Source organism: Mesorhizobium sp. WSM4815 (assembly GCF_055811575.1).
In genome coordinates this window covers 138,209-151,213 of sequence record NZ_JBVVQS010000096.1, presented here as the reverse complement: position 1 = coordinate 151,213, position 13,005 = coordinate 138,209, and the positions used below count along the sequence as shown (strand labels likewise).

General features: G+C 61.8%; 10 protein-coding genes. 6 read left to right on the top strand and 4 right to left on the bottom strand.

Going from position 1 to position 13,005, the window contains the following annotated elements:
- Positions 1-13: 13 nt before the first annotated feature.
- The 3 genes from AC0L2B_RS19095 to AC0L2B_RS19085 all read right to left on the bottom strand — a co-directional run bounded on the left by AC0L2B_RS19095 (position 14) and on the right by AC0L2B_RS19085 (position 3,362).
- Positions 14-1,369, bottom strand: coding sequence for a mandelate racemase/muconate lactonizing enzyme family protein (locus tag AC0L2B_RS19095; protein WP_473746430.1), 1,356 nt, complete (start codon positions 1,367-1,369; stop codon positions 14-16).
- Between the two features lie 61 nt (positions 1,370-1,430).
- Positions 1,431-2,597: a mandelate racemase/muconate lactonizing enzyme family protein gene (locus AC0L2B_RS19090; RefSeq protein ID WP_473746429.1), complete on the bottom strand. Its 1,167-nt coding sequence runs from the start codon at positions 2,595-2,597 to the stop codon at positions 1,431-1,433.
- Between the two features lie 57 nt (positions 2,598-2,654).
- Complete coding sequence (locus AC0L2B_RS19085) at positions 2,655-3,362, bottom strand: GntR family transcriptional regulator (RefSeq protein WP_027151244.1); 708 nt, start codon at positions 3,360-3,362, stop codon at positions 2,655-2,657.
- Between the two features lie 210 nt (positions 3,363-3,572).
- Between AC0L2B_RS19085 and AC0L2B_RS19080 the strand changes: the two genes are divergently transcribed.
- The 6 genes from AC0L2B_RS19080 (at position 3,573) to AC0L2B_RS19055 (ending at position 10,159) form a co-directional block, all read left to right on the top strand.
- On the top strand, positions 3,573-5,048 hold the full coding sequence (locus tag AC0L2B_RS19080; RefSeq protein ID WP_027151243.1) for an ABC transporter substrate-binding protein: 1,476 nt from the start codon (positions 3,573-3,575) through the stop codon (positions 5,046-5,048).
- A 169-nt stretch (positions 5,049-5,217) separates the two neighbouring features.
- Positions 5,218-6,177 (top strand): carbohydrate ABC transporter permease, encoded by a 960-nt coding sequence (locus AC0L2B_RS19075; protein WP_128180950.1) that lies wholly within the window; start codon positions 5,218-5,220, stop codon positions 6,175-6,177.
- Positions 6,174-7,064 (top strand): carbohydrate ABC transporter permease, encoded by an 891-nt coding sequence (locus tag AC0L2B_RS19070; RefSeq protein ID WP_023797625.1) that lies wholly within the window; start codon positions 6,174-6,176, stop codon positions 7,062-7,064. Before AC0L2B_RS19075 ends, AC0L2B_RS19070 begins: the two co-directional genes overlap by 4 nt.
- 10 nt (positions 7,065-7,074) lie before the next feature.
- Positions 7,075-8,172 carry an ABC transporter ATP-binding protein gene (locus AC0L2B_RS19065; protein ID WP_473746428.1) on the top strand — a complete coding sequence of 366 codons (1,098 nt, stop codon included), beginning with the start codon at positions 7,075-7,077 and terminating at the stop codon, positions 8,170-8,172.
- Between the two features lie 50 nt (positions 8,173-8,222).
- Positions 8,223-9,386: a mandelate racemase/muconate lactonizing enzyme family protein gene (locus tag AC0L2B_RS19060; protein ID WP_473746427.1), complete on the top strand. Its 1,164-nt coding sequence runs from the start codon at positions 8,223-8,225 to the stop codon at positions 9,384-9,386.
- 23 nt (positions 9,387-9,409) lie between these two features.
- Entirely contained in the window at positions 9,410-10,159 is a 750-nt protein-coding gene (locus AC0L2B_RS19055; RefSeq protein WP_473746426.1) for a ribonuclease activity regulator RraA, read from the top strand.
- A gap of 56 nt (positions 10,160-10,215) precedes the next feature.
- Here AC0L2B_RS19055 and fdhF read toward each other — a convergent pair whose 3' ends face one another.
- On the bottom strand, positions 10,216-13,005 hold the full coding sequence (gene fdhF / locus AC0L2B_RS19050; protein ID WP_473746425.1) for a formate dehydrogenase subunit alpha: 2,790 nt from the start codon (positions 13,003-13,005) through the stop codon (positions 10,216-10,218).

Sequence of the window (13,005 nt, the reverse complement as noted above, 5' to 3'; positions counted from 1 at the left end):
GCTCTTTTCCGCCTCAGCTCCAGGTGCGATCCCAGGAATACTCGTTGTCCCAGTGATCCGTGGGCTGCCAGATGCCGGTGACACCCGGCTGCAGATGCTGCGAGATCACCTCGTCGACGACGTCGTCAATCCCCAGGCCCGGCTTGTCGGGAACGGTGATAAAGCCGTCCTTCACGAGCGGCTTGGCAACGCCGGTGACGATATCGTCCCACCAGTCGACATCGGCAGAGTGGTATTCGAGCGCCATGAAGTTTTCGGTCGCAGTCGCGACATGTGCCGCGGCCATTGCCGCGATCGGACTTTCCGCCATATGGATGGCCATTGCGACGCCGTGGTCCTGCGCCATGTCGCCGATCTTCTTGGTCTCGAGGATGCCCCCGCTGGTGAGCAGGTCCGGGTGGATAATGGAGAGGCCGCCGCTCTTGAGCAGAGGCTCGAAGCCCTCCTTGAGATAAATGTCCTCGCCGGTGCAGATCGGCACCGGGGTGGCGTCCTGCAGTTGTCGGTACTGCTCGGTGTACTGCCATGGGATCACATCCTCGAGCCAGGCCGGCACATATTTTTCAATCCGCCTGGCGAGGCGAATACCGTTCTGCAGCGAGATGTGGCCGACGTGGTCGATGGCGAGCGGAATATCCATGCCGATAACCTCGCGAACCTCGGCAATATACTGCTCAAGCAAGTCGAGGCCCTTGTCGGAAAAGTGGAGGCCGGTAAACGGGTGGGGGACGTTGTGCAAATCGTAGGCGGCGTTGCGGGCGCGCCGCTCTTCAAGGGACTTGACCTGGCCGCGGCCGGGCTGGACGCGATACCCATCAAGAGAGCCGGCAGGAGACACGACCGCACCGGGGACATCGGCGATCTGCATCAATCCCAGATCCATCTTGAGGAACGTGAAGCCGAGCGCCATGCGCTGCTTGAGGCGGTTGCCGGTCTCGGCCGGCACGGTGGCGTCGGTATCGCAATAGAGGCGCACCTTCTCGCGAAAGCGGCCGCCGAGCATCTGGTAGATGGGCACGCCATAGGCCTTGCCGGCGAGATCCCACAACGCGATTTCGACCGCCGAGACGCCGCCGCCTTGCCGGCCGTGCCCGCCGAACTGCTTGATCCGGCGAAACAGGCGATCGATGTTGCAGGGATTCTCGCCAAGCAGCCGGCTCTTCAGCATCAGCGCATAGGTGGCGCTGGCGCCGTCGCGCACCTCGCCAAGTCCGACGATGCCCTGGTTGGTGTAAATCTTGAGCAGGGTCGAGGTGAACGGCGCGCCGACGATTTCGGCTACCCGCATGTCGGTGATGCGAAGCTGGGATGGCTTGGAGTTTGCGTTCACCCGATTGAGCGCCTCGTCGGCGCCACCCATCTTTGCCATGACTTATCCTCGTTCTGGTGGGTGGGGCTGGTCGTCGCCCGCATGCCGGCATGGAGCGTTGCTAGCCCAGCTCAATCTCGTGGGCCTGCAGGTAGTCACGGTCCATCTCAATACCGAGACCAGGCCTAGACGTCAGCTTGAGGCTGCCGTTCGAGACGTCGAGCGGTCTGTCGATGAGGTGATCGTATTTGCCCAGGTTCCACTCCGACGTTTCGAGCCTGTAGAAGTTAGGAACGGTCATCATCACCTGCGCTCCCGCAACCACGTTGATCGGTCCCGCGGCGTCATGCGGCGAGACCGGGATGTAGTAGGCTTCGCATAGGGCAGAAATCTTCTTGAGTTCGGTAATGCCGCCGGTCCAGGTGATATCAGGCATGATGTAGTCAGCGAGCTTGTTCTCGAGTACCGGCACGAAATCCCACTTCGTGTGGCCGCGCTCGCCCCACGAGATGGCAGCACTGACTTTTTCACGCACCTGCTTGAGAGCGTTCAGGCTCTCGGGCGGGCAAGGCTCCTCGAACCAGTCGATCTGGCCGGCTTCCTCAAGACTCCGACAGAGGCGAATGGCGGTGGGAACGTCGAAGCGGCCATGCGCATCGATGAGAACGTCGACGTCAGGCCCCGCCGTTTCGCGGATCAGCGCCGTGAGTTCGGCGGCTTCGCGCTCGTCCTTGCGGGTCATGCTGCCATCGAGGTAGCCATCCCGCTGTTCGCGGGACAGGCCATCGGCGCTGCGGCCCTGGTGGGGGAAAGGATCGAACTTGAGCGCAGTGTGTCCGGACTCGACGATGTCGAGAATTTCGCGGACCACAGCCTCCTTGCTGGTGAATTTGGCCTGGTTGGGATGGGTGTAGAGCGCGATTTCGTCGCGTACCGGTCCGCCCAGCAGCTCGTAAATCGGCTTGCCGAGGACTTTGCCGCGTATATCCCAAAGGGCAATATCGATGGCGCTCACGCATTCGACAGCGGCGCCGCGGCTGCCCATATAGGTGAAGCTGCGAAAGATCTTGTGCCACAGATGCTCGATGCGCGCTGGATCCTCGCCTGTCACGGCGACGCCGATCTGCCGCAGGATCGTGCAGAGAGCGCGATTGGCGAGCCTTGTCGTGGTGGTGATCTCTCCCCAGCCACTCACCCCCTCGCTGGTCGTCACTTCGACGAACAGGAACTCTCCCCAATAAGAAGCATCGGACTTGATCAGCCACGGCCGAATGCTCGTGATTTTCATCTCAATTCCTTATCTGAAATGGTCACGCTAACGGTGTTCGAGACTGGACCTTCGTTCCTATCCGGCCCGAGCGGCGTTGCGCGCACGCATCTGTTCGAGGATATGCCGGCCGGAACCCTCGACATGGCGGGAAACGAGTTCGGCCGCCTTGTCGGCTTCTCCCGCTTTCACGTGCGCGATGAGTTCGCGGTGCTCGCGAATGATCGCGGCACGACGCGCCAGCGTGAAATTGAAACGCCGGCTCACGGCTCGCAGCACTTCGCGATGCTTCCACCAAAGTTCAGCGGCATGGCGGTTGTAGTGCCGCTGGTACATCACGGTGTGGAAAGCGGTATCCAGTTCGCTGTGCCTGAATGTGTCGGCAAAGTTGTTCTCTTCAATCAGCCCCTGGAGACGTTCGAGTTCGGCGATGTCCTCGCCGGTCGCCATGTTCACAAACCATCGCGTCAGGGCCGGCTCGATCAGAACACCGATTTCATAGATATCCCGGACAAAATCCTGATCTATGGGTCGCACGCGCGCCCCGCGGTTGGGGAGAAAGGTGACAAAGCCCTCCCCGCGCAAGAGCTGCAGGGCCTCGCGCACCGGGTTGGTCGAGGTGCCGTGACGCCGGGCGAGATCGGTGACCACAAGCCGTTCGTTGGCGGCGAGCCGTCCCTCGATGATGTCTTCCCTGATCAGTTCATAAAGCGAGGCGCCCTCGCTGGAGGCCATGGGGTCAGTCTCCACCGGCGGCATGGCTTTAAAGTCATCTATTTCGGCCAAGACCGGCTCCCCTGATCAACACATACCCTGCCCGATATCACACACGGTTTTCACAAACAATGTACGATCCAGCGCGTTGACAGGCAATCCATGATCTGAAAACGTACAAAATGATCGAAGGGATACATAGAACAGAAAGGCGTCCCGCGGTCGAACGAGCTAGACCGCTTTGCCTCGGCAGGGCGGCATGGAGAACCAGGGAGGATACCTATGACGAGGATTACGCTCGGCAGTGCGGTCCTGCGCGGCACTGTCGCCACTGCTTTGATGGCATCGCTGATGTCCACATCGGCGCTCGGAGCGCCCGTCGACCTCAGCAAGTGGTCGCCGGAATATGTGCGCTCCATTGCGGGGACAGAGGATTTTGACACCGCGGCCGATTGCGCCAAGGTCACCCCGCTCGACTACAAGGGGCGACTGACTTTCTGGTATCAGGGCGTGTTCGAGGGCGACCCCGACCTTTTGCGCCAGTACTACAAGGATTTCTTCGAGACCTTCCGCAAGACCTATCCGAACATCCAGCTCGAGGAACAAGCCCTCACCTACAACGACCTTCTGGATAAGTTCCGCACGGCGCTCCTCGGCAATGCCGCGCCGATGGCGGTCCGCCTGCAAATCCTGGGTGGTACCGAGTTCGCCTCAAAAGGCTACCTGGAGCCGCTCAAACCCGAGGATGTCGGGTATTCGACCGAGGACTTCTGGCCCGGCGCCATGAAGGCCGTGACCTGGGAGGGAGTGACCTACGGCATTCCAACCAACAACGAGACGATGGCGTTCATCTGGAACGCCGACATCTTCAAGCGTGCGGGCCTCGATCCGGACAAGGCTCCGGCAACCTGGGACGACGTCGTCAAATATTCCAAGCAGATCCACGACAAGCTCGGCATTGCCGGTTACGGCCTCGTGGCTCGCAAGAATGCCGGCAATACGCCGTACCGCTTCATGCCGCAGCTGTGGGCTCATGGCGGCGGCGTCTTCGACGAAGCCACTGCGAACCCGACCTATGAGGATGTCCAGCTCGATAGCCCGCAGAGCAAGGCCGCCCTGCAAGCCTCGTACGACATGTATGTTCGCGACAAGTCGGTTCCGGTTTCCGCACTCACCAACCAGCAGGCCGATAACCAGCCCCTGTTCCTCGCCGGCCAGCTCGGCATGATGATCTCGCATCCGTCCGACTACGACGTCATGCTCGACCTGCAGAAGAAGGCGACGGGCGCCGACAAGGATAAGGCGCAGACCGTCATCGACAACATGCGCTACGGCCTGATTCCCACTGGACCCGACGGCAAGCGCGCAGTCGTGTTCGGCGGCTCGAACATTCACATCCTGAAGCCCGAATATGTCGAGGGCGGCAAGGTCGACGAGCCGGCCGCAAAGGCTATCATCTGCATGTGGACGAGCCCTGAATGGTCGCTGAAGATGGCCTATGCCGGCTCGAACCCGGGCAACCTTAACGGCTTCAAGACCAAATGGATGAAGGAACGTCTGGACAACATCAAGTTCCTCGACGTGACGACCTCGATGCTGCCATACGGCATCCCGTTCCCGGCGCTGCCGCAGGCTCCGGAGATCATGAACATCATCGTCCCAGACATGCTGCAAAATGCCCTGACCGGAGCGATGACCGTCGACGAGGCAGCCGACGACGCGGCCAGGAAGGTAAGAGACCTGATGGGCGGACTCTAATGCATGTCGCGCAAAAGTGTGCAGCGGTTTTGCGATAACGACATGCATAAAACAGCAACCTAAAGCGCGTCGCGTGAGGCCGATCAAACGCGACGCGCTTTAGTCCAGGCCTGACCGGCTGCACCGATAGTGCAGCCGGTTCGTTCAGAAGAAATAAGGGCGCGCCAAAGTGACGATCGTGACCGGCAAGGCCGAGGCTCGCCGAAGATTGCAATCCGGCAGGTCCGGCGTGCTACGCGAGATATGGGAGCATCGCGCCGACTACGCGTACGTGCTCCCTGCGATCGCCGTGATGCTGGTCGTCATCGCCTATCCGATCTACTACACGATCGAGCTGTCGTTCTTCAAGACGCCGCCTGGCCTGCAGCTTCGCGACAAGAGCTTCATCGGCTTCGACAACTACACGACCATCCTCACCAGCGAGGTGTTCTGGAGAGTCACCTGGAACACTCTGATCTGGACGCTGGGCTCCACTCTGATTGCCTTTGTCCTGGGGTTTGCCACCGCGCTGGCACTCCACCGCGAGTTTGTCGGCCGTGGTGTGCTGCGCGCGATCCTGATCATTCCCTGGGTCATCAGCGCGGTCGCCGCCTCCTATATCTGGAAGTGGATCTATCATTCGGACTTCGGGATCATCGGCGCTGTGCTGGTCGGCCTCGGATTGGCCGACCGACCGCCGAATTTCATCGACAGCGTCAACACGGTTCTGCCTTCCCTGATCGTCGTCAATATCTGGCGCGAGTTTCCGTTTGCCATGATCATGATGATGGCCGGCCTGCAGACCGTGCCCGAGCAGTTGCTGCGCGCCGCGCAGGTCGACGGCGCCAGCGCCTGGCAGCGCTTCTGGCACGTTACCTTCCCGCACTTGCGCAACGTCTCGACGGTGACGATCCTGCTGCTCGCGGTGGCCAACTTCAATTCCTTCATCATCCCCTGGATCATGACCGGCGGCGGGCCGTCCAACGCATCGCATATCTGGATCACCCACATTTATGAGCTCGCCTTCGGGCGGCAGCGCTGGGGCGTGGCATCTGCCTATTCGGTGCTCCTGTTCCTCACCCTGATGACGCTCGGCTACTTCTACGTCCGTGCGCTAAGCGGTAACGAGCGGCAAGAGGGGAGCGCATGAGCACGACTGCCGAGACAGCCCCGCGAGCCCTGAGCCGTCGCCGGATGCGCGTCGACGGATGGCGGTGGACCGGGCGCATTTTCCTCGCGTTCATGCTCCTTTACACCGCGGTGCCGATGATCTGGATGCTGATCACCTCGATCAAGTCCGGGTTCGCGGCGTTGCAATTCCCGCCGCAATGGTGGCCGGACGAACCTACCCTCGCCAGCTACGAGAAGCTGCTCGATCCCCAGAACAGCGTCGGCCAGGACTTCCTCCGCTTCTTCTGGAACAGCCTTTTCGTGTCGACCGTCACGACAATCCTCTCGGTCATCGTCGCCGTCCCTGCGGCCTATGCGTTTTCGCGGTTCAGTTTCCCCGGCCGGAACTTCCTGTTCTTTGCCGTGCTGCTGCGCAACATGTTCCCGGCGGTGATCTTTCTCGTGCCGCTGTTCATCCTGATGCGCCTGCTCGGGTTGATGAACACGCATGGCTCGCTGATTCTCACCTATCTCACCTTCGGCCTGCCGCTGGCGATCTGGTTGCTCAAGGGCTTTTACGACAACATTCCGGTGCAGCTCGAGCAGGCGGCGCGCATCGATGGGGCAACGCGGTTCCAGGCCTTCATCTTGATTGTGATGCCGCTCTCGACGCCAGGGATCATCGCCACCGCGATCTATTCGTTCATCGGTGCGTGGAACGAGTACATCTACGCCTACACCTTCCTTACCAAGAACGACCAGTTGACACTGCCGGTCGGCATCCAGCGCTTCTTCTCGGAAAATACGACCGATTTTCCGGGCCTGATGGCGGCCAGCTTCATGATGAGCGTGCCCGTCGTCGTGCTGTTCCTCGTCCTGCAACGATACTTCGTACGCGCCCTTACAGAAGGCGCGGTCAAGCACTAGGGAGTTGCCGATGGCCCACGTGGTCCTCAAAGATCTCGTCAAGTCCTATGGCAGCTTCAAGGCTGTCAACGACGTGTCGCTGACGGTCAATGACGGCGAGTTCGTTGCGCTCGTCGGCCCTTCAGGCTGCGGCAAGACAACCACGCTCAATCTCGTCGCGGGGCTGATCCCGATGACATCGGGCGACATCGTCATCGGCGACCGGGTGGTCAACGACCTCGACCCCAAGGACCGGGACATCGCCATGGTGTTCCAGAACTACGCGCTCTATCCGCAGAAATCGGTTTACAAGAACCTGGCGTTTCCGCTGCAGATGCGCAAACTGCCCAGGGACGAGATCGACAAGAAGGTCAAGGAAGCGGCGCGAGTGCTCGACATGACGCACCTGCTCGAGCGCAAGCCGCGCGAACTTTCGGGCGGGCAGCAGCAGCGGGTGGCCCTGGGCCGTGCGCTTGTCCGCGACCCCGCCGTGTTCCTGATGGACGAGCCGCTCTCTAACCTGGACGCCAAACTGCGCGTGCAGATGCGGTCTGAGATCAAGCGCTTCCACCAAGACCTCAAGGCAACGATCATCTATGTGACGCACGACCAGCTCGAAGCCGTGACCATGGCCGACAAGATGGCGGTGATGAACGGCGGCTACCTGCAGCAATACGATTCACCGGCGCAGGTCTTTGCCCATCCCGTAAACATGTTCGTCGCCAGCTTCATAGGCAGCCCGGCGATGAGCCTTATTCCGCTGCAGGCATCGACGGCAAACGGCAACGCTGTGTTGACCAGCGCGGAGGGCTGGAGCTTTGAGCTCTCGCCGCGCAACGCCCGGAAGGTCGCAAGGGCGACGACCAGGAAAGTCGTGCTCGGCGCACGTCACTCGACGATCAAGCTGCGCAACAGCGCGGTCCCCGGTGCCATTCCGGCCAAGGCCTACACGGTGGAGCCGACCGGTGACGTCACCTTCGTGCAGGCGTTCCTGTCCGGCGCCGTCGTCAACGTCAGCGTGCCGCCGAACATTGCCGTCGCGCCCGATGAACAGATCTGGCTCGAGTTCGACCAGGAGCGGATGCATCTGTTCGACGGCGAAACCGAAATGGCCCTCAAGGCCAACTGAGACAGGGCGCCAACTGAAACAGGACGGATGCATTTGGAACGTGGGCGTGGATGACTGAGAAGCTTAAGATTACCGCGATCAAGCCCTATCCGGTGTGGGTAGGAACGCGCAACCAGATGCTCGTCAAGGTCGAGACCGACCAGGGCATCTTCGGCTGGGGCGAGAGCGGCTTGAGTGGTCGCGAGAAGGCGGTGGCCGGCGCGGTCGAGCACTATCGCGAGTTTCTCATCGGCCGCGACCCAATGCAGATCGGCCGGATCTGGCAGGAGCTTTATCGCAGCCAGTACTTCGAAGGCGGACGTGTTCTGCAGGCGGCGATTTCCGCCATCGACATCGCCCTTCACGACATCAAGGGCAAGGCGCTGGGAGTGCCGGTCTACGAGTTGCTAGGCGGCAAGCAGCGCCACCGCATCCCCACCTTCGCCTCGACCGGAGACGAGGCCGAAGGTGACGCTGCCATCGAACGCGCCCGCGAGCTGCGCGCACAGGGCTGGCAGGCGATCCGCTTCTTCCCCGCCGGGCAAAACAGCAGGGACATCTTCGAGCCGCGCGAGTCGATCGGCACTACCGCCAGTATCCTTAACCGGGCGCGCGAGGCGCTGGGCGACGACGTCGTCCTTGGCATCGACTATCATCATCGGCTGTCGGTGGCAGAGGCGGCGAGCTTCTGCAACAAGCTCGGCCGCGGTGTGCTTGATTTCCTCGAGGAGCCGATACGGGACGAGACACCGGAGGCCTACGAATCGCTGCGTACGATGACCGACATCCCCTTTGCCATCGGCGAGGAGTTTTCCAGCAAGTGGCAGTTCCTGCCCTACATCGAGCGCGGCATTCATCAGTTCAACCGGCTCGATGTTTGCAATGTCGGCGGGCTTACCGAGGCAATGAAAGTCGCTGGCTGGAGCGAGGCGCACTATGTCGACCTGATGCCGCACAATCCGCTTGGTCCGGTGTGCACGGCCGCGACCGTGCATCTCGCCGCCGCGGTACCCAACTTCGCGTGGCTCGAGACCAGGGAACCCGAAACAAAGCTGGGCTTCGACAATTCCGACTTCTTCCCCGTGCGACCACGGCTCGACGGGACCGACTATCCGGTCGGCGACCTGCCGGGGCTCGGCGTCGAGGTCAACGAGGCGGCGATCCAGGCGGCGAGCTTTCGTTTCTGGGAAGCGCCTCACCTTACGCGCCGCGACGGTTCTGTTACGAACTGGTAGTCGCCATTCAACCGGAGTCCACCATGACACATGCTCCCGACATCACGCGGCCGCCAAAAGACCTGATCGACGCGCTCAGCGGGATCGGCGCCGCGACGGTTGCCGGCACGCTTGGCCACATGGGTTTTCGCAATCCGCACATGGTCGGACCGGTGGCGCAGAACCACGGCAAGTCGATCGTCGGGCCGGCGCTGACGCTGCAGTTCATGCCACAGCGGCCGGACCTCTTCACCGAGGGAGAATATGCCGATCCGGAGACGCAGCTGCATCGGCACGTGCTTTATCACGCGCAGGCGGGCGATGTCGTCGTGGTCGACGCGCGCGGCGACATGAGCTCGGGCGTCTTCGGCGATATGATGTCGACGTATTTCAAAGGCAGGGGCGGCGCCGGCATCGTCATCGATGGATGCATGCGCGACCGGCCCAATGTTGAAAAGCTCGATCTGCCTCTATGGCTGCGCGGCTGGACGCCGAATTATCACGTGCAGACCAGCATCTATCCTAATGCCGTCAACGTTCCGATTGCCTGCGGCGGTGTCACGGTGATCCCCGGTGACATCATCGTCGCCGACGACGACGGGGTGGTGGTGCTTCCCGTCGCAATGGCCGCAAAGGTGATCGAAGAATCACAGAAGCATCACGATTGGGAGGAATTCTCGCGAGTGAAGCTGATGGAGGGCGGGCCGTTGCAACGCTACTATCCGCTGCATGACGATGCCCGCGGGGAGTACGAGGAGTGGCGCAAGACAAACCGCTCGGAGAACCCCGGTTAGCGCATGGATTACCCCGTGCGGCTGCGGGCAACGTTCGCAGACGGCGCGGTACTGGTTTATTCGGCAGCTTCGGCCCTCGCCGCCGGCGCAATTCGCGCGGCGCAGTATTTGAACTCCGGGATCTTGCCGTAGGGGTCCAGCATCGGATTGGTGAGCACGTTGGCCGGACTTTCGTTGAAGCAGAACGGCATGAACACCATGCCGTCGGCGACCTCCCGGTCGGCGCGGAGGATGGCGTCTACCGTCCCGCGCCGGGTCTCGACCGCAATCATCTCTCCTTGGCGCAGGCCGTGCCGCTTGATCTCATAAGGGTTCATCGCAGCGATGCCTTGTGGCTCGATCGCGTCCAGCACGCCCGCCCGGCGGGTCATCGAGCCGGTGTGCCAATGCTCGAGCAGGCGGCCGGTGGTGAGCACCAGTGGAAACTCTTCATCGGGCACTTCGTCAGGCGGCAGCAAATCGGCCGGCACGATGCGGCCGCGTCCGTCCGCGGTCGGGAATCCAGACGAGAAGATGATCTCATTGCCAGGCTTGTCGGGGCCGTCGGCCGGATAGATCACCGAACCTTCGCGTTCGATGCGGTCCCAGGAGATATGTTTCAAGGACGGCATCACGGCCGCCATTTCCGCATAAACATCCGAGACATGGCCGTAATTCCAGTCCAGACCGATGCGCTTCGCCAGTTCGACAATCAGTTCCCAGTCCTGGCGGGCTTCGCCCGGCATGTCGAGCGCCGGCCGGCCGATCTGCACCTGCCGGTTGGTGTTGGTGTATGTGCCGAGCTTTTCGGCATGCGCCGAGGCCGGCAGCACCACATCGGCGTGCCAGGCGGTCTCGGTCAGGAAGATGTCCTGCACTACGAGATGGTCGAGCATGGCCAGTGCTTGCCGGGCATGGGTCTGGTCCGGATCGGACATGGCCGGGTTCTCGCCCAGTATGTACATGCCCTTGATTTCGCCGTCATGGATGGCGTCGATGATTTCGACGACCGTCAGGCCGCGTTTCGGGTCCAGCGTCTGGCCCCAGAAATTCTCGTACTGGCCGCGGATGTCGACATTCTCGACTGATCTGTAGTCCGGAAAATACATCGGGATGAGCCCGGCATCGGATGCGCCCTGCACGTTGTTCTGGCCGCGCAGTGGGTGCAGGCCCGTTCCCGGCCGGCCGACATGTCCGGTGATCAGCGCCAGGGCGATAAGGCAGCGCGCATTATCGGTTCCGTGTGTGTGCTGGGAAATGCCCATGCCCCAAAAGATGATCGACCGCTCGGCGGTCGCGTAGGTGCGGGCGACGTCGCGCAGCACGCTGGCCTCGACGCCGCAGACCTCGGCCATCGCCTCGGGCGAAAAATCCTTCACCTTGGCCTTCAGGGCCTCGAATCCGGAAGCGTTGGCCTGGATATACTGCTCGTCGTAGAGCTTTTCCTCGACGATGACGTGGATCAGCGCGTTCAGCATGGCCACGTCGCTGCCAGCCTTGAATCGCAGCGAATGCGACGCATGGCGCATCAGGTCCTGGCCGCGCGGGTCCATGACGATCAGCTTGGCGCCGCGCTTGGCCGCCTGCTTGAAATAGGTCGCGGCGACCGGATGGTTGGTGGTCGGCCGTGCGCCGATGACGATGATGCATTCGGCCTTCAGCGCGTCGTTGAAGGGCGCCGAAACCGCACCCGAACCGACGCCTTCCATCAGCGCCGCCACCGAAGATGCGTGGCAAAGCCGGGTGCAATGGTCGACATTGTTGGTGCCAAAACCCTGGCGCACCAGTTTTTGGAACAGATAGGCCTCTTCGTTCGAGCCTTTCGCCGAGCCGAAACCGGCCAGCGCCTGCCCGCCATAATCCCTGAGGATCGTCTTCAGCCCGCCGGCGGCGCGCGCGAGCGCCTCTTCCCAGCTAGCCTCGCGAAACACGGTCAGCGGATCGACGCCGCGCATATCGGCATCGCCCGACTTCGGCGCATCGTCGCGCCGGATCAACGGCTTGGTCAGGCGTTCAGGCGACATCGCATAGTCGAAGCCGAAACGACCCTTGACGCAGAGCCGGTTCTCGTTGGCATAGCCGTTGCGGCCATCGACCTGGAGTATTCTGTTGTCCTTGACCGCAACGCTGGTCTGGCAACCGACGCCACAGAACGGGCACAGCGTGTCGACGACCTTGTCGAATTCCTGGATGACCCGGGTCTTGCCTGCATTATCCATCAGCGACTTTTCGTAGAGCGCGCCGGTCGGGCAGGCCTGGACGCATTCACCGCAGGTGACGCAGGTCGACAGGCCCATCGGATCGTGCATGTCGAAGACGGGAAGCGAGTGATTGCCGCGCTCGGCCATGCCAAGCACATCGTTGACCTGGACCTCGCGGCAGGCCCGGACACAGGCGCCGCAAGTGATGCAGGCGTCGAGATTGACGGCAATGGCGGGATTGGTGATGTCGAATTCTGGCCGGACATCATCGGTGGCGAATTTCGAGCTGTAGCGAGCGCCGGAAATGCCCATCGAACCAGCCCACTGCCAGAACATCGACTGCTGATCCGGACCGTCGGCCGCCGGCCGCATGTTGCTGGCGAGAAGCTCGAACACCATCTGGCGCGATTTCGTAGCCCGTTCGGTATCCGTCTTCACCACCATTCCGGCGGAAGGCTTGCGGATGCAGGAGGCGGCAAGCACCCGTTCGCCCTCGACATCGACCATGCAGGCGCGGCAATTGCCGTCCGGCCGATAGCCGGGCATGTCGACATGGCACAGATGCGGTATCCTGGTGCCTTCGCGCTTTGCAACGTCCCAGATCGTCTCGTCGTCAGCGGCTGTGACCGTCTTGCCGTCGAGGGTGAATATGACGCCATCTGCCAT

Excerpts from the sequence above, each read along its gene's own strand:
- AC0L2B_RS19065 (WP_473746428.1), top strand. The coding sequence starts at position 7,075 with ATGGCCCACGTGGTCCTCAAAGATCTCGTCAAGTCCTATGGCAGCTTC.
- AC0L2B_RS19080 (WP_027151243.1), top strand. The coding sequence starts at position 3,573 with ATGACGAGGATTACGCTCGGCAGTGCGGTCCTGCGCGGCACTGTCGCC.
- AC0L2B_RS19090 (WP_473746429.1), bottom strand. The coding sequence starts at position 2,597 with ATGAAAATCACGAGCATTCGGCCGTGGCTGATCAAGTCCGATGCTTCT.
- AC0L2B_RS19070 (WP_023797625.1), top strand. The coding sequence starts at position 6,174 with ATGAGCACGACTGCCGAGACAGCCCCGCGAGCCCTGAGCCGTCGCCGG.
- fdhF (WP_473746425.1), bottom strand. The coding sequence starts at position 13,005 with ATGGCAGATGGCGTCATATTCACCCTCGACGGCAAGACGGTCACAGCC.
- AC0L2B_RS19060 (WP_473746427.1), top strand. The coding sequence starts at position 8,223 with ATGACTGAGAAGCTTAAGATTACCGCGATCAAGCCCTATCCGGTGTGG.
- AC0L2B_RS19055 (WP_473746426.1), top strand. The coding sequence starts at position 9,410 with ATGACACATGCTCCCGACATCACGCGGCCGCCAAAAGACCTGATCGAC.
- AC0L2B_RS19095 (WP_473746430.1), bottom strand. The coding sequence starts at position 1,369 with ATGGCAAAGATGGGTGGCGCCGACGAGGCGCTCAATCGGGTGAACGCA.